Source organism: Streptomyces sp. NPDC008079, from assembly GCF_042957385.1.
Taxonomy (GTDB): Bacteria; Actinomycetota; Actinomycetes; order Streptomycetales; family Streptomycetaceae; genus Actinacidiphila.
The window spans coordinates 72,944-92,953 of sequence record NZ_JBIBIC010000006.1 but is presented as its reverse complement, the minus strand read 5'-3'; the positions used below and the strand labels follow the sequence as shown (position 1 = coordinate 92,953).

19 protein-coding genes are annotated in these 20,010 nt (G+C 74.1%); 3 read left to right on the top strand and 16 right to left on the bottom strand.

All coding sequences use genetic code 11. The features are described 5' to 3' along the window. Position 1: 1 nt before the first annotated feature. The 9 genes from ACFZAM_RS15740 to infC all read right to left on the bottom strand — a co-directional run bounded on the left by ACFZAM_RS15740 (position 2) and on the right by infC (position 9,599). Positions 2 to 598: a hypothetical protein gene (locus tag ACFZAM_RS15740; RefSeq protein WP_391046340.1), complete on the bottom strand. Its 597-nt coding sequence runs from the start codon at positions 596 to 598 to the stop codon at positions 2 to 4. Positions 599 to 658: 60 nt separating this feature from the next. Continuing rightward, positions 659 to 1,813 (bottom strand): SpoIIE family protein phosphatase, encoded by a 1,155-nt coding sequence (locus ACFZAM_RS15735; protein WP_391046338.1) that lies wholly within the window; start codon positions 1,811 to 1,813, stop codon positions 659 to 661. 262 nt (positions 1,814 to 2,075) lie between these two features. Continuing rightward, complete coding sequence (gene pheT / locus ACFZAM_RS15730; RefSeq protein WP_391046336.1) at positions 2,076 to 4,601, bottom strand: phenylalanine--tRNA ligase subunit beta; 2,526 nt, start codon at positions 4,599 to 4,601, stop codon at positions 2,076 to 2,078. Next, positions 4,601 to 5,731: a phenylalanine--tRNA ligase subunit alpha gene (gene pheS, locus ACFZAM_RS15725; RefSeq protein WP_391046334.1), complete on the bottom strand. Its 1,131-nt coding sequence runs from the start codon at positions 5,729 to 5,731 to the stop codon at positions 4,601 to 4,603. Before pheS ends, pheT begins: the two co-directional genes overlap by 1 nt. Positions 5,732 to 5,917: 186 nt before the next feature. Further along, a complete protein-coding gene (locus tag ACFZAM_RS15720) occupies positions 5,918 to 7,141 on the bottom strand; it encodes an ATP-binding protein (protein ID WP_391046332.1) in 1,224 nt (407 codons plus the stop codon). A 41-nt stretch (positions 7,142 to 7,182) separates the two neighbouring features. Continuing rightward, positions 7,183 to 8,040, bottom strand: coding sequence for an RNA methyltransferase (locus ACFZAM_RS15715; protein ID WP_355332865.1), 858 nt, complete (start codon positions 8,038 to 8,040; stop codon positions 7,183 to 7,185). Between the two features lie 106 nt (positions 8,041 to 8,146). Beyond that, on the bottom strand, positions 8,147 to 8,530 hold the full coding sequence (rplT, locus tag ACFZAM_RS15710; RefSeq protein WP_018564305.1) for a 50S ribosomal protein L20: 384 nt from the start codon (positions 8,528 to 8,530) through the stop codon (positions 8,147 to 8,149). Positions 8,531 to 8,628: 98 nt separating this feature from the next. Beyond that, a complete protein-coding gene (gene rpmI / locus ACFZAM_RS15705) occupies positions 8,629 to 8,823 on the bottom strand; it encodes a 50S ribosomal protein L35 (protein WP_327291998.1) in 195 nt (64 codons plus the stop codon). Between the two features lie 110 nt (positions 8,824 to 8,933). Continuing rightward, a complete protein-coding gene (infC, locus tag ACFZAM_RS15700) occupies positions 8,934 to 9,599 on the bottom strand; it encodes a translation initiation factor IF-3 (protein WP_355333576.1) in 666 nt (221 codons plus the stop codon). 360 nt (positions 9,600 to 9,959) lie between these two features. Here infC and ACFZAM_RS15695 point away from each other — a divergent pair, with 360 nt between their 5' ends. Beyond that, positions 9,960 to 10,313 carry a DUF1844 domain-containing protein gene (locus tag ACFZAM_RS15695; RefSeq protein WP_391046331.1) on the top strand — a complete coding sequence of 118 codons (354 nt, stop codon included), beginning with the start codon at positions 9,960 to 9,962 and terminating at the stop codon, positions 10,311 to 10,313. Between the two features lie 64 nt (positions 10,314 to 10,377). On the opposite strand, the gene ACFZAM_RS15690 is transcribed toward ACFZAM_RS15695, so the two are convergent. The 4 genes from ACFZAM_RS15690 to ACFZAM_RS15675 form a co-directional block, all read right to left on the bottom strand. Next, positions 10,378 to 11,136: an MIP family channel protein gene (locus ACFZAM_RS15690; protein WP_355332870.1), complete on the bottom strand. Its 759-nt coding sequence runs from the start codon at positions 11,134 to 11,136 to the stop codon at positions 10,378 to 10,380. A gap of 280 nt (positions 11,137 to 11,416) precedes the next feature. Next, the gene (locus ACFZAM_RS15685; protein WP_391046328.1) at positions 11,417 to 12,151 is read right to left on the bottom strand and encodes an SseB family protein; all 735 of its coding nucleotides are present in this window, start codon (positions 12,149 to 12,151) and stop codon (positions 11,417 to 11,419) included. 9 nt (positions 12,152 to 12,160) lie between these two features. Next, entirely contained in the window at positions 12,161 to 13,396 is a 1,236-nt protein-coding gene (gene mycP / locus ACFZAM_RS15680; RefSeq protein ID WP_391046326.1) for a type VII secretion-associated serine protease mycosin, read from the bottom strand. Further along, positions 13,393 to 14,493 carry a hypothetical protein gene (locus ACFZAM_RS15675; protein ID WP_391046323.1) on the bottom strand — a complete coding sequence of 367 codons (1,101 nt, stop codon included), beginning with the start codon at positions 14,491 to 14,493 and terminating at the stop codon, positions 13,393 to 13,395. The genes mycP and ACFZAM_RS15675 overlap by 4 nt, the downstream gene beginning before the upstream one ends. A 165-nt stretch (positions 14,494 to 14,658) precedes the next feature. On the opposite strand from ACFZAM_RS15675, the gene ACFZAM_RS15670 reads away from it, so the two are divergent. Then, on the top strand, positions 14,659 to 15,861 hold the full coding sequence (locus tag ACFZAM_RS15670; RefSeq protein ID WP_355332882.1) for an amino acid deaminase/aldolase: 1,203 nt from the start codon (positions 14,659 to 14,661) through the stop codon (positions 15,859 to 15,861). 78 nt (positions 15,862 to 15,939) lie between these two features. Here the strand turns inward: ACFZAM_RS15670 and ACFZAM_RS15665 are convergent, their stop codons facing one another. Both ACFZAM_RS15665 and ACFZAM_RS15660 read right to left on the bottom strand, forming a co-directional pair. Next, positions 15,940 to 16,932, bottom strand: a complete 993-nt coding sequence (locus ACFZAM_RS15665) for a DUF2510 domain-containing protein (RefSeq protein ID WP_355332884.1) — start codon at positions 16,930 to 16,932, stop codon at positions 15,940 to 15,942. 140 nt (positions 16,933 to 17,072) lie between these two features. Beyond that, on the bottom strand, positions 17,073 to 18,032 hold the full coding sequence (locus ACFZAM_RS15660) for a LysR substrate-binding domain-containing protein (protein ID WP_391046321.1): 960 nt from the start codon (positions 18,030 to 18,032) through the stop codon (positions 17,073 to 17,075). Positions 18,033 to 18,102: 70 nt separating this feature from the next. On the opposite strand from ACFZAM_RS15660, the gene ACFZAM_RS15655 reads away from it, so the two are divergent. After that, entirely contained in the window at positions 18,103 to 19,224 is a 1,122-nt protein-coding gene (locus ACFZAM_RS15655; protein ID WP_391046319.1) for a TDT family transporter, read from the top strand. Positions 19,225 to 19,239: 15 nt separating this feature from the next. Here ACFZAM_RS15655 and ACFZAM_RS15650 read toward each other — a convergent pair whose 3' ends face one another. Beyond that, a complete protein-coding gene (locus ACFZAM_RS15650) occupies positions 19,240 to 19,989 on the bottom strand; it encodes a helical backbone metal receptor (RefSeq protein ID WP_391046317.1) in 750 nt (249 codons plus the stop codon). Positions 19,990 to 20,010 lie beyond the last annotated feature (21 nt).

Sequence of the window (20,010 nt, the reverse complement as noted above, 5' to 3'; positions counted from 1 at the left end):
GTCAAACGGCGGCCCCGTGCGGGAGCACCACGGTGCGGTGGGCGTGGTCGCCCGCCACGTCCGCCGTGGGGGCGGCGGCGATCACGAGGGTGCCCGCGGCGGCGACCCCGCGGAGGCGGGCCCAGATCCGGCCCTCGGCCGGAACGGCGAGGTCGGCGGGGTCGACCAGGAGGACGTCCGGGGCCGGGATGAGGGCCAGGGCGACGGCCAGGAGAAGCTGGTCGCAGACCCCCAGGTGTTCGAAGCGGGCGCGGCGGGGGACGACGCCCGGCCGCTCCGGGTCCGGGTGGTCGGCCAAGGTGAGCCCGGCGGCGGCCAGGGCTTCGTGGATGCGCCGGGCACCGACACGCAGGCCCGCGTGGACGGCCGCCAGGTCGAGGAGTTCACCGACGCGGTCGTACGGGTCGGGGGCCCCGGGGCCGTACACCCGCGCCACGCCGGTCCTGCGCCCGCCGGGCCGCAGCCCGCGCCCGAGCGCGACCAGCATCGCGGTGCGTTCGGGACCCGCGGGGCCGATGACGGCCAGGAGTTCCGCGGCCGATACGGCGGCGGGCGCGACGCCGTGTGCGGGGGCGCTGTGCCCGGTCACTGTCACCACGCCGTCCCCTTCCTTCGTAGAGGCGAGCAATCCGCCCATATCTACCAAGGAAGGGGGCGTTCAGCGGCGCGGCACTCCGGAGAGCGCCGCCGTACGCGGCCGGGCCGCCGGCCGTACGCCGTCCCGTACGAGCACCAGCAGGGCCACGTCGTCGGCGGGGCGGTCGGCCGCGTGCCGCAGGACGGCGGCGCGCAGGTCCGCGGCGACGGCGCGGCCGGACAGCGGGGTGCCGGGGCGTACGTCGGCCGCGTCGGCCAGGGCGTCGGCCAGCGGGAAGAAGACGCCCTCGGCGTCCCGCGCGTCCTGCATGCCGTCGGTGCAGAGCAACAGCCCGTCGCCGGGCGGCACATGGCCGGTGGCGGCCGGTGCGGCCGTCCGCGCCGGGTCGAACAGGCCCAGCGGCGGCAGGGGTTCGCCGATCGGCAGCGGACCGGGCGCGGCGTCGAGCAGATACGGCTGCGGGTGGCCGCAGTTGACGATCCGGTAGGCGCCGTCGTCGGCGAGCTCGACGAGTTGGAGGGTGGCGAATTCCTCGGCGACCGGATCCTGTGGCGGGACACCGGCCGCCGCCGGGTGCTCACCGCGGGTCCGCTCCCGCAGATGGCGTCGCAGGGCCCCGTCCAACCGCCGCAGCACGCCCGCCAGTTCGGGTTCCTGATGGGCCGCCTCGCGGAAGCTGCCGAGCAGCGCGGCGACCATGCCGATCGCGGGCAGGCCGTGGCCGCGCGCGTCCCCGATGACCGCTCGCACCCCGAACGGCGTGGCCAGCACCTCGTAGAAGTCGCCGCCGACGTGAGCGCCCCGGCTGGCCGACACGTACTCCCCCGCCACCGTCCAGCCGCCCGCTCTGCGCGGCAACGGCCGCAGCAGCACCTGCTGGGCGGCGACGGCGATCTCCCGCGTACGGTCCAGTTCGTCGCAGAGCAGCGACCGGCGGCGGGCGGTCCACATCGCCGCGGCTATCACCGCGACCACGGTGGCCGCGGCGCCGAGCACCGGGCCGAAGCCGTCGAAGGAGTCGTCGGCCAGTTCCGCGCCCAGCACGCCGAGCGCCAGCAGCCCGCTGCCGAACACCCAGAGCCGCCGGGCGCCCGCCGCGCAGGCCACCGCGGGTGTCACGGCGAGGGCGGGCAGCACGTCCGCGCCTTCGGACAACTGCCAGGTGAGCACGCCCATCACCGCCACCCACACGGCGGGTACCAGCGCCCACGGCACCCTTCGCAGCGCACGGACTGCCCGGTTTCGGATCATCCGCCCGGCTCCCCCCAGAAGCCGCGGTCGCGGCAGCGTCGGAGCCGCGGCCCGCATGCCCGGCTCCCGCATCCCGACCGATTCTGGCCATTCCCCGCGCACAAGTGGCCCGCCGAACGGGGTAATCACTCGAATGAGCGACGAAACCCTTGAGCGCTGCCCGAAAGACGAAGGGGGGCCGCCCCGGTGCGTCCGGGACGGCCCCTCTCTCGGGTCCTGCGCGCCGTCAGGCGCCGCGCAGCACCGCCCCGGTGAGGGCGTGGGCGCTGGCGACCGCCGCGTCACGCGCCGCCGTGGTCTCCTCGGCCGTCAGCGTGCGGTCGGGGGCCCGGAAGCGCAGCGCGTAGGCGAGGGACTTGCGGCCCTCGCCGATCTGCTCGCCGGTGAAGATGTCGAACAGCCGGAGCGATTCGAGGAGTTCACCGGCGCCGTCGCGCAGCGCGCGCTCGACGTCGGCGGCCGGGACCGAGGAGTCGACGACGAGCGCCACGTCCTGGGTCGCCACCGGGAAGGTGGACACCCGCGGCCCGGTGGGCCGGTCGCCGCCCGCGCGCTCGACCTGGTCCATGTCCAGTTCCATCGCGCAGGTCCGCTCGGGCAGGCCGAGCGCCTTGGTGACCCTCGGGTGCAGCTCCCCCGCGTTGCCCACCAGCGTCTCCTGACCGTCGACCACCGCGTACAGCGCGGCGCAGCGGCCCGGGTGGTAGGGGGCGTGCTGGTCCTGGCGGACGCTCAGCTCGACCCCGGCCTCGCGGGCCACGGTACGGGCCGCCTCGACCGCGTCGGCCCAGGTCGCCGGGTGTCCGGCGCCCCACCAGCCATTACGGTCGCGGGCGCCGCAGAGCACGACGGCGACCCGGCGGGGCTGGTCCGGCAGCGCCTCTTGGAGCCGCGCGATCTCCGCGTCCGTCGGACGGCGGTCGACCGCGAGACGCGGCGGCGCCTTCTCCGCGCCGGTCGGCAGGAAGACCAGACCGGTCTCGAAGAGCGCCAGGTCGTGCGTGCCGCGGCCCAGATTGCGGCGCAGCGTGGCCAGCAGACCGGGCAGCAGCGTCGTGCGCAGACCGGGCTCGGTGTCCGAGAGCGGGTTGGCGACGGTCACAGTGCGACGGCGCGGGTCGTCCGCGTCGAGCCCGAGCTGGTCGAAGACCTCGGCGCTGACGAAGGGGTAGCTCGGCGCCTCCACGTATCCGGCGCCGGCCAGGGCCCGGCCGACCCGGCGGCGCAGGAGCTGCGACTCGGTCAGCCCGCGTCCGGCGGGCGGCTTGGGCAGCGTCGACGGCAGATTCTCGTAGCCTTCGAGCCGGATGACCTCTTCGGCGAGGTCGTTGGGGAAGGCCAGGTCGGGGCGCCAGCTCGGCACGGTGACGATCAGCTCGTCGCTGCCGTAGACGTCGCAGCCGATCTCCTGGAGGCGGCGGACGACGGTCTCACGGCCGTACTCGGTGCCCGCGACGCGGTCCGGGTGGTCGGCGGCCATCGCGACGGTGCGCGGGGCCGACGGCGAGACGACCTCGGTGACGCCGGGGTCCGCGGTGCCGCCCGCCAGGCCCGTCAGCAGGTCGACCGCGCGCTGGGCCGCGGCCGAGGTGGCCTGCGGGTCGCTGCCGCGCTCGAACCGCTTGGACGCCTCGGAGCCGAGCTTGTGGCGGCGCGCGGTGCGGGCGATGGTGACCGGCGCGAAGTGCGCGGCCTCGATGACGATCTCGGTGGTGCCGGTGACGACGCCGGTCTCCGGGTCGGTGGCGGGCGCGGCGATCTCGGTGTTCGCGCCGCCCATCACGCCCGCGAGGCCGATCGCCCCGGAGTCGTCCGTGATGACCAGGTCCTCGGGGTCCAGCGTGCGCTCGACGTCGTCCAGCGTCGTCAGCTTCTCGCCGGGCAGCGCGCGGCGCACCCCGATCGGCCCTTCGATCCGCGAGCGGTCGTAGGCGTGCAGCGGCTGGCCCAGCTCGAACATCACGTAGTTGGTGATGTCCACGGCCAGCGAGATCGGCCGCATGCCGACCTTCTGGAGCCTGCGCTGGAGCCAGATCGGCGACCGCGCCTCGGGGTCGAGACCGGTGACCGTACGGGCGGTGAAGCGGTCGCAGCCGACCGGGTCGGCGACCTTGACCGGGTAGCCGAACGCGTTGGGCGCGGGCACGTCGATCAGCGCCGGGTCGCGCAGCGAGACGCCGTACGCGATGGCCGCCTCGCGGGCGACGCCGCGCATCGACAGCGCGTAGCCGCGGTCCGGCGTGACGGCGATGTCCAGGACCTCGTCGACCAGTTCGAGCAGCTCGACGGCATCGGTGCCCACCTCGTGCTCGGGCGGCAGCACGATGATGCCCTCGTGGTCGTCGCCCATGCCCAGCTCCTGCGCGGAGCAGATCATGCCGTGCGAGACATGGCCGTACGTCTTGCGCGCGGCGATCGCGAAGTCGCCGGGCAGCACGGCGCCTGGCAGCACCACGACGACCTTGTCGCCGACCGCGAAGTTGCGGGCGCCGCAGACGATCTCCTGCGGCTCGCCGGTTCCGTTGGCGTCGCCGACGTCGACCGTGCAGAAGCGGATCGGCTTCTTGAAGCCCTCCAGCTCCTCGATGGTCAGCACCTTGCCGACGACCAGCGGGCCCTTGAGCCCGGCGCCGAGCTGTTCGACGGTCTCGACTTCGAGACCGGCGGAAATGAGCTTGGCCTGGACGTCGCGGCCGGTCTCACCGGCGGGCAGTTCGACGTACTCCCGCAGCCAAGAAAGCGGGACCCGCATCAGATCTCCATCCCGAACGGAAGGGTGAAGCGCACATCACCCTCGACGATGTCTCGCATGTCCTCGACGCTGTGGCGGAACATCAGCATCCGCTCGATGCCGAAGCCGAACGCGAAACCGCTGTACTTCTCCGGGTCGACGCCGCAGGCGGTGAGCACCCTGGGGTTGACGACGCCGCAGCCGCCCAGCTCGATCCAGCCCTCGGAGGAGCAGGTGCGGCAGGGGCGGTCGGGGTTCCCGACCGAGTCGCCGCGGCAGACGTAGCAGAGCATGTCCATCTCGGCGGACGGCTCGGTGAACGGGAAGTGGTTGGGCCGCAGCCGCGTCGTCATGCCCTCGCCGAACAGCGAGACCACCATGTGGTCGAGGGTGCCCTTGAGGTCGGCCATGGTCAGGCCCTCGTCCACGGCGAGCAGTTCGACCTGCGCGAAGACCGGGGTGTGGGTGGCGTCCAGCTCGTCGGAGCGGTAGACGCGGCCCGGCGCGATCACGTAGACGGGCAGCTCGCGCTCCAGCAGGGCGCGGATCTGCACCGGGGAGGTGTGGGTGCGCAGCACCACGCCGGACTCGCCGCTGCCGCCGGGGCCTTCGGGGCCCTCGACGAAGAAGGTGTCCTGGGTCTCGCGGGCGGGGTGGTCGGGCGGGAAGTTGAGGGCGTCGAAGTTGAACCACTCGCTCTCGACCTCGGGACCCTCGGCGACCTCGTAGCCCATGGCCACGAAGATGTCCTCGATGCGCTCGGAGAGCGTGGTGAGCGGGTGCCGCGCGCCGACCGGGCGCCGGTCGTAGGGCAGCGTGACGTCCACGGCCTCCTCGACCAGCACGCGGGCGTCGCGCTCCGCCTCCAGCTCGGCCTGCCGGGCGGCCAGCGCCTTGTTGACCGCGCCGCGCGCCTGGCCGACGCGCTTGCCCGCCTCCGCCTTGGCCTGCGGCGGCAGCGCGCCGATCTCGCGGTTGGCGAGCGCCAGCGGCGAGGCGCCGCCGGTGTGCGCGGTCTTCGCGTGCGCGAGCGCGTCGAGGTCGGTGGCGGCGGCGACGGCGGCCAGCGCCGCGTCGCGCATCCGCTCGATCTCCTCCGGCTTCAACGCCTCGACCTCCACAGGGTCGTACGACTTGTTCGGTGCCGACATCTTTTCCCGTTCCGCAGTGGATGGTGGTGGGGGCGCCTCCCAGGACGGAGTCTCCGAGTGGAGGCTCTGCCCGACCGGACACATACCGAAGCCCGATTCTACCGGCGCCGCGTGGACCGCCTGATCACGCCCGTCGGGGGTCCGCCGGGACGACATCCCCGGCGAACGCTCTGCCCGCGCGGCCGGTCAGGCCATGAAAGCGGGTGCCCCGACGGGCAGAATAAATCGGAACTGGGCGCCGCCGCCGGGGGCCCTGCCGACGGAGATGGTGCCGCCGTGCGCCTCGACGATGCCCTTGACGATGTACAGCCCGAGGCCGGTGCCGCCGCGCTTGCTGCCCCGCCAGAAGCGGGTGAAGACGCGGCCCATCGACTCCTCCGGAATGCCGGGGCCCTCGTCGCTCACGGTCACCGCTGTGCCGGTGCAGCTCCGCTCCTGCGCGGAGAACGAGGGCTCTACGTCGATGGTGACAGTCCCCTCGCCGTGCCGCACCGCGTTTTCCAGCAGATTGCCGAGGACCTGGTCGACCTTGTCGGGGTCGGCCCACAGCGCGGGCAGCGGCTGGGTGACCCGCACCCGGAAGCGGTCGGCCCGCTGGCCCGCGGCGACATGGCCGTCCACGTGCCGCTGCACGGCCGCCGCCATGTCCACCGGCTGGCGGCGCACTTCCAGGCGGCCGGAGTCGATCCGGGAGATGTCGAGGAGTTCCGCGATCAGCCGGGTGACCCGGTTGGCGTCGGCGTCGACGGTCTCCAGCATGAGCTTCTTCTGGTCGTCGGTGAAGCGTTCCCACTTGGCGAGCAGGGTCGCGGTGAAGCCCTTGACCGAGGTGAGCGGCGAGCGCAGTTCGTGCGCGACGGTGGCGATCAGCTCGGCGTGGCTGCGTTCGGTACGGCGGCGGGCCTCGGTGCCGCGCAGCGAGACCACCAGACGGCGCACCGGTCCCGTGGGGTGTTCGCGCACATAGCGGGCGGCGACCAGCACTTCGCGTCCGCCGGGCAGCAGCAGATTGCGTTCCGGCTGGCCGACCCTGATGGCCAGGCCGCCGTACGGGTCGGTGAGCGCCCACCAGCGGCGGCCTTCGAGGTCTTCCAGCGGCAGCGCGCGCTCCACGGATTTGCCGAGCACGTCGCGCGGGTGCAGGGCGGTGATCCGGGCGGCGGCGGCGTTGAAGGCGATCACCCGGCCGCGCTCGTCGGCGACCACCAGGCCGTCGGGGAGGTCGTCCGGGTCCAAGCCCAGGGAGTCGACGCCGAACGGTTCCGTGCCGAGCGGGCGGGCGGCGCGCGCCGCGGTGTCCCGCGATTCCGCTTCGTGGCCCGCGGGCCCCGGTGTCCGCGGTCCCGCGGAGCGCGCGGTCCGGCCCAGGACGGCGCTGCGCGCCTCGTCCTCTGGCACCGTCACATCCATCCCCGCCACTCCCCTTTCAGGGCCCCCGGGCCGCCACCCTACTAGGTGGATGTGACGCTGCGGCACCCTCCGGGCGCGCGCTGCGCCCGCGCGGAGGCGTAGAGGCAGACGGCGGCGGCCGTCGCGAGGTTGAGGCTTTCGGCGCGGCCGTGGATCGGGACGCGGACGACCTCGTCGGCCAGCGCGCGGGTCTCCTCGGGCAGGCCCCACGCCTCGTTGCCGAAGATCCAGGCGGTGGGGCCGTTCATGGTGCCCTCGTCCAGCTCGGCGTCCAGGTCCCGCCCGCCCGCGCCGTCGGCGGCCACCACCCGTACCCCGGCGGCCCGCAGTCCTGCCACGGCGGTGTCGACGGGCACGCCGACGGCGACCGGCAGGTGGAACAGGCTGCCCGCGGAGGCGCGTACGGCCTTGGGGTTGTACGGGTCCACGGACGCGTCGGTGAGCACCACCGCGTCGGCGCCCGCGGCGTCTGCGCAGCGCAGCACCGTACCGGCGTTGCCGGGGTCGCGGACGTTGGCGAGCACGGCGACCAGCCGGGGCCCGGCGCGCAGGATCTCCTCGAACGGCGAGTCGAGGAAGCGGCACACCCCGACCAGACCCTGCGGGGTGACGGTGTCGGAGATCTCCGCCATCACCTCGGGGGTCGCGGTCAGTACGGGCGCGCCGACGGTACGGGCGGCGGCCACGATGTCGGCGTGCCGCTCGGCGGCCTCCGGTGTGGCGTACAGCTCGACCAGGGTCCTGCCGCCCTCGGTGCCGGGGTGCGCGATGGCCTCCCGTACGGCCTGCGGTCCCTCGGCGAGGAAGCGGCGCTCCTTGCCGCGGAAGCTGCGCTTGGCCAGCCGGTGCGCGGCGGTGACGCGCGTCGAACGCAACGAGGTCAGCTCGGGGGCTGGCATGGGTGACTCGCCTTCCGGATCCGGGGGAAGCGGGCATGGCACAGGCCCGCAGGGGACAACCACCCGCGGGCCCGGAACCGTACCGTGAACAGGGCGCGTGTCGGCGTCAGGCCGCCTTGGGCGCGTTCACGTCGGAAGGCAGCGCCTTCTGGGCGACCTCGACCAGCGCCGCGAAGGCGTTCGCGTCGTTGACGGCCAGCTCGGCGAGGATCTTGCGGTCCACCTCGACGTTGGCGGCCTTCAGGCCCTGGATGAAGCGGTTGTAGGTGATGCCGTTGGCGCGGGCAGCGGCGTTGATCCGCTGGATCCAGAGCTGACGGAAGTCGCCCTTGCGCTTCTTGCGGTCGTTGTAGTTGTAGACCAGGGAGTGGGTGACCTGCTCCTTGGCCTTGCGGTACAGGCGCGAACGCTGACCGCGGTAACCGCTGGCCTGCTCGAGGATTGCCCGGCGCTTCTTCTGGGCGTTGACTGCCCGCTTGACGCGTGCCACTTGATAACTCCTTCTAGGGGACCGCGGTGATGCTCACACGGTCCGAAAGCGAATGAGGTCCCGGATCGGAACGGCGTGCCCCCGTCGGGGCACCGCCGTCACTTGCCGAGAAGCTTCTTGATCTTCTTGGCGTCCGACTTGGCGACCTCGACGGTGCCGGTGAGGGCGCGCGTCTTGCTGGACGGCTTGTGCTCAAGCAGGTGGCGCTTGCCGGCGCGCTCGCGCAGCACCTTGCCGGAGCCGGTGATCTTGAAGCGCTTGCTCGCACCGCTGTGCGTCTTGTTCTTCGGCATGGCGCCGTAGTCTCCTCGTCGCTGGCCCTCCCGTCCGCCGGTGGGCGCACGGAGAGCGTCAGTCCTGCATTACGGCCCGGAGCCGGAGGCTCCGGGGTGTTCGTCTCGTCTCAGGCGTCGGCCTGGGCCTCGTCCGGCACCTCGACGTCGTCGTGGGACACGGCCTCGTCGTGGGAGACGTCGTCGTCGTCGGCCGGGGCCTCACCCAGGCGGCTGGCCTTGCGGGCGGCCTGCGCCTCGCGGGCCTCGGCCATTGCCTCGGTCTTCTTCTTGTGCGGACCGAGGACCATGATCATGTTCCGGCCGTCCTGCTTCGGATTCGACTCGATGAAGCCGAGGTCCTGGACGTCCTCCGCGAGCCGCTGCAGGAGCCGGTAACCCAGCTCCGGCCGGGACTGCTCGCGACCACGGAACATGATCGTGATCTTGACCTTGTCACCCTGCTTGAGGAACCGGACGACGTGACCCTTTTTGGTGTCGTAGTCGTGCGGGTCGATCTTCGGCCGGAGCTTCATCTCCTTGATGACCGTGTGCGCCTGGTTCTTGCGCGCCTCACGGGCCTTCATGGCCGACTCGTACTTGAACTTCCCGTAGTCCATGAGCTTGCACACGGGCGGACGGGCGGTCGCCGCGACCTCGACCAGGTCGAGGTCGTACTCCTGCGCAAGCTCCAGGGCCTTCGCAAGCGGCACGATGCCGACCTGCTCGCCGCTGGGACCGACAAGTCGAACCTCGGGAACGCGAATCCGGTCGTTGATGCGGGGCTCGGCGCTGATGGGGCCTCCTCGGTTGCACCACGCGGCTGACTGGCCGACAGCCGCGCATGAGTCTGTCTGGTTCTTCCGACCCCGTACCCAAGGCGCAAAAAACGCCCCGTACGGTACACAGGCGGGGCTCCTCACAACCGGGGAGCACCGCCGCGTTATTCCGCGGGGCGCATCGGACGGTGCCCGGTGGTGTCATGCTGACCGGAAACCGTCTGACCGGGGACCCGTCGGCCGAAAGGCCAACCAGGTGGGAGATCGGAGCCTCCACTTGATGGCCGGGACACACGGGTGCCCGGCCGGTCGTTCTCCCACCATACCAAAGGCTGACCGAAGCCCGTAATCCGCCGGACGGGGCATATCGTGTGCGGCATGAGCGACGAACAACAGATCCCGGACTTCGACAGCCTCACCCGCGACATCGCGGATGTGCCCGCCGTCGAGGTGATCACCACGGTCGCGGTGCACCTGATGAGCGCCGCCGCGGTGAATCTGGGGCTGGCCGAGGAGGGCCCGCAGCACAAGGACCTGGACGAGGCCCGCAAGCTCATCCAGGCGCTGGCCGGTCTGGTGACGGCGAGCGCCACCGAGATCAGCTCCTTCCACGCGGCCCCGCTGCGCGACGGGCTCAAGTCGCTCCAGCTCGCCTTCCGCGAGGCGTCGCTGGTGCCGGACGAGCCGGGCCAGGGGCCCGGCGAGAAGTACACCGGGCCCGTCTACGTCTGACCTCTGCCGCCGATGGGGTCCGGGACCGGCGCGGCCGGTGCCGGGCGGCGCGGCCCGCGGGACCTCATGACGCCTCGGTCGCGCCGTCCCCCTTGTCGGCCAGCGCCTCGTCGACGGCGGCGGCCCGCGCGGCCTTGGCGGCGACCAGCGCCGGGTGGGTGACCTGGTGGACCAGGGCGGCGAGCGCGCCGCCGATCAGCGGGGCCACGATGAACAGCCAGAGCTGCGAGAGCGCCGGGCTGCCCGCGAAGAGCGCGGGGCCCAGGCTCCGCGCCGGGTTCACCGACGTGCCGGTCAGCGGGATGCCGACCAGGTGGATGACGGCGAGCGCCATACCGATGGGCAGGCCGTCGAAGCCGACCACCGCGACCCGGTGGGTCACCGCGAGCACCACGAAGACCAGCAGGAAGGTCAGCACCACTTCGGCGATGAAGGCACCCGCGGTGTTGATGCCGACCGCGGACCGGTAGCCGTAGCCGTTGGTGCCGAAGGCGCCGTGCGTCTTGAGACCCGGCACCTGCTTGGCGACCAGCAGGAGCAGCGCGGCGCCCGCGATGGCGCCGAGGAACTGCGCGATCCAGTACTCGACGGCGGTGCGCACCGTGATCCGCCGGGCGACGAGCATGCCCAGCGTGACGGCCGGGTTGACGTGGCAGCCGGATATGGGGCCGAAGGTGTAGGCCAGCGCGAGCAGGACGAAGCCGAAGGCCAGCGCGATACCGAGGGTGCCGATGTACTCGCCGGACAGCACGGCGGCCCCCACGGCGAAGAAGACCAGCAGGAGCGTGCCGAGGAATTCACAGGTCACTGTTCGCTTGTCCATCGGACCTCCTTGTGACGAGCACAGCCTGCTCACGCCATTCTCGGCCTTGCTGATGAAATCCACATCTCGGGTAATTTAGGGCAAATGAACCGGTCCGGACGGCGTTCTGGAGCGGTGCCGACCACCCGAAGGGCGTCGGCTCGACGCACGAGGTCCAGCGCACGAGGTTCAGCGCGCGGGTCTCAGCTCACGGGTCACAGCGCCCGAGGCTCAGTTCATGGGTCTCAGCGCGCGAGGCTCAGCTCACGGGTCTCAGCGCGCGAGGCTCAGCTCACGGGTCTCAGCGCGCGAACAGCGGCTCGCCCGGCAGTACGGCGCCCGGCGGCAGCAGTGCCAGGTCGAGGCCGCGTACCAGGCCCGCCCGCAGCACCTCGTCGGCGGCCAGCGCGGCGGCGATCCTGCGCCCGGTCTCCTGGACGTCGGCGTCCGGCGCCAGCACCAGGCCGAGCGTGCCGTCGCCGTCGGTCCCCGCCGTCAGGTGCGCCCGTACGACACCGGGCTCGGCGGCCACCGCGGCCCGCAGCGCCTCCCGTACGGCGGGGTCGGCGGTCGGGTCCGCGCGGCCGGGCCCGAGGGCGGCGGCCCGCAGGGCGGGTCCGGTCAGTTCGTACGTGACCGGCCCCGCGAGGTCGATCAGCAGCGTGTCGGCCCCCTCGTGCGCGAGCGCCTGGAGCGCCTGCGCCAGCGGTACGGCGACCGGCCGCGCCTCCGGCCGCCAGCGGGCCAGCGCCGCCACGGAGGTGAAGGCGGGCAGCGCCCGCCGCCCGTCCGGCGCCTGGATCGTCGGCACCGCCATGTCGCTGCTCTTCTCGCGGCGCAGCCCGTCCTCGCCGGTCTCGGCCTCGCCGAGCACCGCGACCACCGGCACCAGCAGCCGGCCCCCGTGCAGCGCGGCGACCACGGCCGCCTCCGTCCCGGGGTCCCGCGCGTAGCCGGTCAAAGCGTCGGCCAGTGCCGCGTCGGCCGAGCCGTCGTCGTCGGAGAAACCGGGGTCGGGGATGTTCTTCAGCGCCACCCCGGAACCCTATCCGCCGTCCGCCGACAGACCGTGGGCGGGCCGTCCCGCGCGGCGGGGGCGGAACCACAGCAGCGCGGCGACCACGACCAGGGCGGCTCCGGCCACGGCGAAGACGGTCGCGACACCGTCGCCGAGGAAGCGGGCGGGCTCGGGCGCGCGGACCGGCGGCGCGGGGCCGGGGCTGAAGTACGTCCGCGGATAGCCGGCTGCGGCCGGTACGGGGGGCGCGGGCTTCAGCTTCGCGGCGGCCTTCAGCGCGGCGGCCGGGTCGATCAGACCGGTGCCCATCTCGTCGCTGCGCCCGTCCTTGGGCCGGTCCCGCGTCGTGTCCTCCAGCACCCGCTTGACCTGGGCCGGGCTCAGCTTCGGGTCGGCGGACCTGATGAGGGCGGCGGCACCGGAGACGTACGCGGAGGCGGCGCTGGTGCCCCAGCCCTCGTAATAGGTGCGGTCCGGGTCGGCGATCACGACGTCGACGCCGGGCGCGGAGACGGACGCGTACCAGCGGCGGGTGGAGAAGGCGGCGTGCTGCCCGTTCCTGTCGACGGCCGCGACCGCGATCACTCCGGGGTACGCGGCCGGGTAGGAGGAACGGTCCGCCTCCTCGCCGCCGTTGCCCGCGGACGCGACGACCACGACGCCCTTGCCGAGCGCGTACCGGATCGCCTCGTCCTCGGCGGCGACGGGCGCGGCGGTGGCGCTGTCGTCGCCGAGCGAGAGATTGATGACGTCCGCGCCGTGGTCGACCGCCCACCGGATGCCGTCGGGCAGCGCGTTGCCCTTGCTCGTACGCGCCTTGGACCGCTGCGGGTCCTTGTCCTCCAGGATCACCCGCACCGGCAGGACCTTCGCCTTGGGCGCGATGCCCATGACGCCCGAGTCGTGGCCGGGACCGTGGCCGTGCCCCGCGATGATCGCGGCCATCCCCGTGCCGTGCCGGGCCCAGGAGCGGTCGCCGCGCCCGGCGCCGAAGCCGACCATGTCCTTGCCCGTCAGCACCTGCCCGGTCAGGTCGGGGTGCGTCGCGTCCACCCCGGTGTCGAGCACCGCGACCGTGACGCCCGCGCCCTGGCTCGTACGCCACGCGCTCTCGGCGTGCAGGGCGCTCAGCGCCCAGTCGGCGTTGCGCACGGCGTCGGCGGCGGCGGGCTGGGCGGCCAGGGCGAGGGCCGCGGCGCCCGTGGCGAGCGAGGTCAGGGCGCCGAGCAGGCGGCGGGCCGGGGGACGGGAGAGGCGGCTCATCGGGACTTCTCCGTACCGGTGGCGCCCGGACCGCCGGGGCCGCTGGACGGCCTGAGCAGTGCGGTCACCGCGCTGTGCAGGCGGTCGTCGACGGCCGAGGCCAGGCCGGTCGCGTCGTAGCCGAGGCCGGCCTGGGCGGCCACGCTGGTGGCGCCGGACTTGGTGGCCTTGTCGGCGGACTGCGGGGTGAGGGTGCGCCCGTCGGCGAAGCCGGTGACCGCGTACACGACGAAGGGCAGGTCGGCGGAGACCTGCACGTCCCAGCTGCCGCGCTGCTTCACGCCGAAGGAGTCGGCGGCCGTGCCGGGGAAGGCCACCGGGCGCGGTATCAGGTCCGCGCGGTCGCCGAGGTGCTGCGAGGCCCAGCGTCCGCTGAAACCGCGCATGGTGGCCGACTCGGCGGTGGTGACCAGCAGGCCCACCGTGGTGACCGAGGTCGACGTGCTGTCCACGTAGGTCGCGCGCAGCAGGCGCGCGCAGCCGACCGGGGCGAGTACCTGCTGGAGCAGCGGGTCGAAGGCGGCGGCGCAGCCGCCGGGCGCGGCGACGCCGATCCTGGTCCACGCGCGGTCGGCCCCGCCGGGACCCGCGCCCTTCGCGGACACCGTGCGCGGGAACAGCGCGTCGACCGGTGTGCTGCGCCACACCTCCCGTACGGCGGCGAACGCTTTGACGCTCCCGTCCACCAACGGCGGCTCCGCCCGCGGCTTGTGGTTGATCGCGCTCCCGGCGACCGCCCCGCCGATCAGGCCGAGCCCGAGCACCAGGCAGAGCGCCGCCCAGATCCGGGCCGAAGCCCCGCGGGCGGCGGGGGCGACGGCCTGCGCGGGCCCATGGTCGTATCCGGCGGGCGCGTATCCGCCGGGACCGTACGCCGTGAACCGCGGCGCGGCGGCGGGCGGTGGGGTGTAGGGCGGTGCGGGGGGCCGCGCCGGAGGCGGGGGGACGGCCGGGGGCGGTTCGGCCGCGGGCGGCGGAGGTCCCTCGGGGTGCGGGGGGACCGTCGGCGGAGTCTGCGGGCTCTGTTCCCGGCGAGGTTGGAGCGGGGGGAACGACGGGGACGTGGAGCCTCCTCCGTTGTCCACTCCAGTGCTCACCGGCGCCCCCTCGTGACATGTCCTCACGGCTTGCGCGTCACTCTACGGGGTCGACCGGACGTCGTGGTCCAGCAGGCCGTCCGGCATCCGTCCGCGTGACACGGCGGCGGCCGTGCCCCGTACGCCCCTACCGCCCGGTAGCCCCTGTCTGGCAAGCTTCATGACATGTCAGAACGCGCTGCCGACCGCACCCGGTACGACCGGGCCACCGCCCATCTCGACGCCCCCGTGGCGATCGTCGACCTGGAGGCGTTCGACGCCAACGCCGACGACCTGGTGCGCCGCGCGGGCGGCAAACCGATCCGGGTGGCGTCCAAGTCGGTGCGGTGCAGGGCGCTGCTGGAGCGGGCGCTGGCCCGCGACGGCTTCGCGGGCATCATGTCGTTCACCCTGGCCGAGTCGCTGTGGCTGGCGCGCGCGGGCTTCACCGACATCCTGCTGGCGTATCCGTCGGCGGACCGGGACGGCTTCGCGGAGTTGGCCGCCGATCCCAAGCTGGCCGCCGCCGTCACGGTGATGGTGGACGACGTCTCGCACCTCGACCTGATCGACGCGGCCCGCGGCGGCGGCGACGAGACCGTCCGGGTCTGTCTCGAAATGGACACCAGCCTGCGGAAGTTGGGCGGGCGGCTGCGGATCGGCGCGCTGCGCTCGCCGCTGCACGACCCGGAGCGGATGGCGGCGCTGGCCCGTACCGTCACCGCGCGGCCCGGCTTCCGGCTGGCCGGGATCATGGCGTACGAGGGGCATGTCGCGGGGGTCGGCGACGCGGTCGCGGGCCGTCCGTTGCGGTCGCGGGCCATACGGCTGATGCAGTCGGCGGCCCGCAAGGAGCTGGCGGCGCGGCGCGCGGAGGCGGTCCGCGCGGTGCGGGCGGTCGCGCCGGAGCTGGAATTCGTCAACGGCGGCGGCACCGGCAGCGTGCAGACCACCGCGGCCGAGGACGCGGTGACCGAGATCGCGGCGGGCTCCGGGCTCTACGTGCCGCGGCTGTTCGACAACTACACGTCCTTCCGGGGCCGTCCGGCCGCGCTCTTCGCGCAGCCGGTGGTGCGCAGGCCCGGCGTCGGCGTGGTGACCGTGCTCGGCGGCGGCTACCCGGCCTCCGGCGCGGCCGGGCCCGACCGGCTGCCGGTGCCGTATCTGCCGGAGGGGCTGCGCTACGACCCGCAGGAGGGTCCCGGCGAGGTGCAGACCCCGCTGCTGGGGTCGCCCGCGGACGACCTGCTGATCGGCGACAAGGTCTGGTTCCGGCACGCGAAGGCCGGTGAACTGTGCGAGCGCTTCGCCGAGTTGCACCTGGTCGAGGGCGACCGGGTGACGGCGACGGTGCCGACGTACCGCGGTGAGGGCAAGACGTTCCTGTAGCCGCTGAAGGCGGCAGGGGGCGGCACCCGGGGTCCGGGCGCCGCCCCCTGTCGCGTACGGCCTCGCGCGGGCCGCGGGTCAGACGCCGGTGCCGCCCGTGCCGCCGGTGCCGCCGCTGCTGTCGGCCTTGATGCCCTGGGTGATCTGGTCCATGACGGCCAGGCTCGGGGCTTTGGAGCCGATGTCGAAGCCGAAGCGGACGACCGCGATGTTCTTCGGGTCGCGGGGCGAGGGGAAGGCGAGGGACTCCACGTACCCGCTGGTGCCGGACTTCGTGACGATCTTCCAGCGGACGAAGTACCCCTTCTGCCCGGCGACCGTGACCGGCTGCGACGCGATCTGCTGGTGCGAGGTCGTGGCGCCGTAGATGTCGGTGCTGTACGCGTCGGCCGCGTTCTGCGCGATGTCCGCCTTGGCGGCGGCCTCCGCTCCGGTCGCGGTGAGCTTGAGCGCCTCGGCGGGCTGGGCGAAGACGCCGCCGCGCACGCAGTCCTTGGTGGCGTCGCCGGGGCACGGGTAGCCGCCGGTGACCACGCTGGCGCCGATGCCGTTGGCGCCCGAGGTGCCGGTCCAGCCGTTGAGCACGGGGAGCCTGATGCCGTCGTAGCCGTCCACGGCCTTGCCGTCGCTGCCGCCGTCGGGACCCTGCGAGCCGTCCGGGGAGTCGGGGTCGGGCGACCCGCCGCCCGGCGACCGCGGTGTCCGGGACTCGCCTCGGTGCGGCGCCGAGGCGCTGGGCGTCGGCGAGGCGTTCTTGTCGCTCTTGTCGTCCTTGCCCAGGACCAGGATTCCGGCGACCACGCCACCGATCAGGACGAGCGCGGCCACGATCGCGATGACCACCGCACCGGTACGGCGACCGCCGCCGCCGGGGCCGCCGGCCACGACGTCGCCCGGATAGCCCGGCGTGCCGGGGTAGCCCGCGTAGGGCTGCTGGACCGCGTCCACCGGGACGGGCGCGGTCCTGGTGTACTCCGTCCACGTACTCCCGTCCCACCAGCGTTCCATGGCCGGGCCGTTGCCTGTGTGCCCGGGTTCTGGATACCAGCCGGGCGGGGTCGTCGTCGTCACGGCCGTCACCCTATGGCCCCTGCATGAGAATCCCGTAAGGGCGTCGGTCACAGCCCGGTTACACCCGTTCTGTCACCGCGATTTCCGGCCGCCCGGCCGCCCGTCCCCGTGCTGCCGGTCCCTCTCACCCCTCGCAGCTCTTACCGCTTGCCGCTCTTGCCGCTCTTGCCTCGGGTCAGCGTCAGCAGGTCGCGCGCCGGGCCCGCCGGGCGGTGGCCCGCCGTCCACACCGCGCGCAGCGACCGGCCGAGGTCGAGACCGGCGACGGGGACGCGGACGAGGCGGCGGGCGGCCAGCTCCTCCACGACGGCGAGTTCGCTGAGCACCGCGGGCCCCGCGCCGCTGACGGTGGCGGCCTTCACGGCGGTGGTCGAGGCGAGTTCGAGCAGCGGTACGGCCGGGCCGCCGTGTCCCGCCAGGCCCGCGTCGAGCACCTGCCGGGTGCCGGAGCCCTCCTCGCGCAGGACGAGCGGGGTCGCGGCGAGTTCGGCCGCGGTCAGCGCCTTGCGGCGGCGGGCCCAGGGGTGGGCGGGCGCGACCACGACCAGCAGCAGGTCGTGCGCGATCACGACGGCGTCCAGACCCGCGGGGACGTCCACGCCCTCGACGAAGCCGAGGTCGGCGGTGCCCGCGAGCACCTGCCGGGCGACGGCCGCGGAGTTGCCCGCGGCGAGCGAGACGGCCGTGTCCGGGTGGCTGCCGTGCAGGGCGATCAGCCAGCCGGGCAGCAGGTATTCGGCGACGGTCATGCTGGCCGCGACCCGGAGCCGGGAGTCGCGCCTGCCGCGCAGCGCCCGCGCGCCCGCGTCGAACGCCTCGGCGGCCTCCAGCACCTTGCGCGCCCACTCGCTGACCAGCGCCCCCTCGTCGGTGAGGCGCGAGCCGCCGGGCGAGCGGCGGACCAGCGCCACGCCGAGCTGCCGCTCCAGGCCGCGCAGCCGCCCGCTGGCCGCGGGCTGGCTGATGCCCAGCTCCCGCGCGGCCCGCCCGAGGCTGCCGAGCCGCGCGACGGCCAGCAGCAGCTCCATGGCGGCGAGGTCGGGGACCCGGCGGGCGAGCGGAGTGCCTGGTGGGGGCGGCGCGGTGGACGGCTGAGCCATAAGTCCACGTTATGCCCTCATAGCCTCGCGGGCTCTACCGGGGCGGCCCGCGGGAGGGGAGGGTCGGAGCATGGCCACTGTTCACGCCGCGCAGCCGTTCGCCCAGGTCCGTACTCGTGTCCCCGCGGTACGGCACGTCGGTCCCAACTGGTACGCCACCGTCATGGGGACGGCGATCGTGGCGAACGCCGGGGTGGCGCTGCCGGGCGGGCAGCGCTGGCTGCGGGACGTGTGCACCGGCGTGTGGGCGCTGTCCGCGGTCCTGCTCGTCGCGGTCCTCGCGGCCCGCTGCGCGCACTGGGCCTGGCACACCGACCAGGCGCGGCGCCATCTGCGCGACCCGGCCGTGGCGCCGTTCTACGGCTGTCTGCCGATGGCGCTGCTGGCCGTCGGCGCGGGCACGCTGCTGCTCGGGCCGCCGGTGCTCGGGGAGCGTACGGCGGTCACGGTCGACGCGGCGCTGTGGGCGGTCGGGACGGCGTCGTCGCTGGTGGTCGCGGCGGCCGTGCCGTATCTGATGGTGGCCAGACACCGGATCGGCCTCGACGACGCGTCGCCCGTGTGGCTGCTGCCGGTGGTGGCGCCGATGGTCGCGGCGGCCACCGGGCCCGCGCTGATCCCGCGTCTGCCCGCCGACGCCGTGCAGGCCAGGGAGGCGCTGCTGCTGGGCTGTTACGCGATGTTCGGGCTGAGCCTGCTGGCGACGCTGACGATGCTGCCGCTGGTGTGGTCGCGCCTGGTGCGCCGCGGGCCGCTGCCGCTCGCCCTGACCCCGACGCTCTTCCTGGTGCTCGGTCCGCTCGGGCAGTCCACGACGGCGGTCGGCCAGGGCGCCGACGTGGCCTCCGGCGCCGTCCCCGCCCCGTACGCGACGGCGCTGCGCGGCTTCGCGGTGCTGTACGGCGTCCCGGTGATGGGCTTCGCGCTGCTGTGGCTCGCGGTGGCGGCGGCCCTGGTGGTACGGGCGGCCCGGCGCGGGATGCCGTTCGCGATGACCTGGTGGGCCTTCACCTTCCCGGTCGGCACCTGCGTGACCGGCGCGGCGAGCCTGGCCCGGCACACCGGTCTGCACGCGCTGGGCTGGCTGGCGGTCGGGCTGTACGCGGCGCTGGTCGTGGCCTGGCTGGCGGCGGGCGCGGGCACGCTGCGGGGGACGGTGAGCGGCCGGCTGCTGGCGGCGCCCACGGGGTGACCGGCTTGACCGGTCTCAGTACGTGCGCGCCGCCCTCAGCGCGGCCCCCACGACGGCGGGCGCTCGCACCAACGAGGGCCCGTACCAGGTGAGATGGCGACCGCTGACCAGGGCGGCGGGCAGGCCGGGGAAGGACTCGGGGCCGTCGTCGGCGGTGAAGCGGTACGGCTCGTCGGGGAGCACGACGAGGTCGGCGCCCACGGCCCGCAGCTCCTCGACCGGGACCGCCGGGTAGCGCTCGGCGTGTCCGGCGTAGGCGTTGCGCACGCCGAGCCTGGCCAGCAGGTCACCGGCGAAGGTGTCGCGGCCGAGCACCATCCACGGCCGCCGCCAGATCGGCACGACCGCCGTCGCCGTGACCGCGGGCGCCGCCGGAATCCCCCGCCAGGCCGCCTCCGCCTCGTCCAGCCACCGCGGGCGCGGCACCCCGCAGCCGTCGACCAGCATCCGGTGCAGCTCGCCGAACGCCTGGGGCAGCGTCCGTACGTCGGTGACCAGGACGCGCACACCCGCGGCCCGCAGCGCGGCCAGGTCCGGGGCGCGGTTCTCCTCCTCGTTGGCGACCACGAGGTCGGGGGCGAGGGCGACGACGGCGGGCACGTCGGGGTTCTTGGTGCCGCCGATCCGCACCACGTCGAGGTCCGCCGGATGGGTGCACCAGTCGGTGGCGCCGACCAGCAGTTCCGGCGCGGTGGCGGCGACCGCCTCGGTCAGCGACGGCACCAGCGAGACCACCCGGCGTACGGCGTAACGGCGCTGATTCACCCGCCCACCGTACGACGGACT

Bases quoted from the DNA above. Each gene is read 5' to 3' on its own strand.
- pheT (WP_391046336.1), bottom strand. From the start codon at position 4,601: ATGCGGGTCCCGCTTTCTTGGCTGCGGGAGTACGTCGAACTGCCCGCC.
- pheS (WP_391046334.1), bottom strand. From the start codon at position 5,731: ATGTCGGCACCGAACAAGTCGTACGACCCTGTGGAGGTCGAGGCGTTG.
- ACFZAM_RS15720 (WP_391046332.1), bottom strand. From the start codon at position 7,141: ATGGATGTGACGGTGCCAGAGGACGAGGCGCGCAGCGCCGTCCTGGGC.
- ACFZAM_RS15715 (WP_355332865.1), bottom strand. From the start codon at position 8,040: ATGCCAGCCCCCGAGCTGACCTCGTTGCGTTCGACGCGCGTCACCGCC.
- rpmI (WP_327291998.1), bottom strand. From the start codon at position 8,823: ATGCCGAAGAACAAGACGCACAGCGGTGCGAGCAAGCGCTTCAAGATC.
- ACFZAM_RS15695 (WP_391046331.1), top strand. From the start codon at position 9,960: ATGAGCGACGAACAACAGATCCCGGACTTCGACAGCCTCACCCGCGAC.
- ACFZAM_RS15690 (WP_355332870.1), bottom strand. From the start codon at position 11,136: ATGGACAAGCGAACAGTGACCTGTGAATTCCTCGGCACGCTCCTGCTG.
- mycP (WP_391046326.1), bottom strand. From the start codon at position 13,396: ATGAGCCGCCTCTCCCGTCCCCCGGCCCGCCGCCTGCTCGGCGCCCTG.
- ACFZAM_RS15670 (WP_355332882.1), top strand. From the start codon at position 14,659: ATGTCAGAACGCGCTGCCGACCGCACCCGGTACGACCGGGCCACCGCC.
- ACFZAM_RS15660 (WP_391046321.1), bottom strand. From the start codon at position 18,032: ATGGCTCAGCCGTCCACCGCGCCGCCCCCACCAGGCACTCCGCTCGCC.
- ACFZAM_RS15655 (WP_391046319.1), top strand. From the start codon at position 18,103: ATGGCCACTGTTCACGCCGCGCAGCCGTTCGCCCAGGTCCGTACTCGT.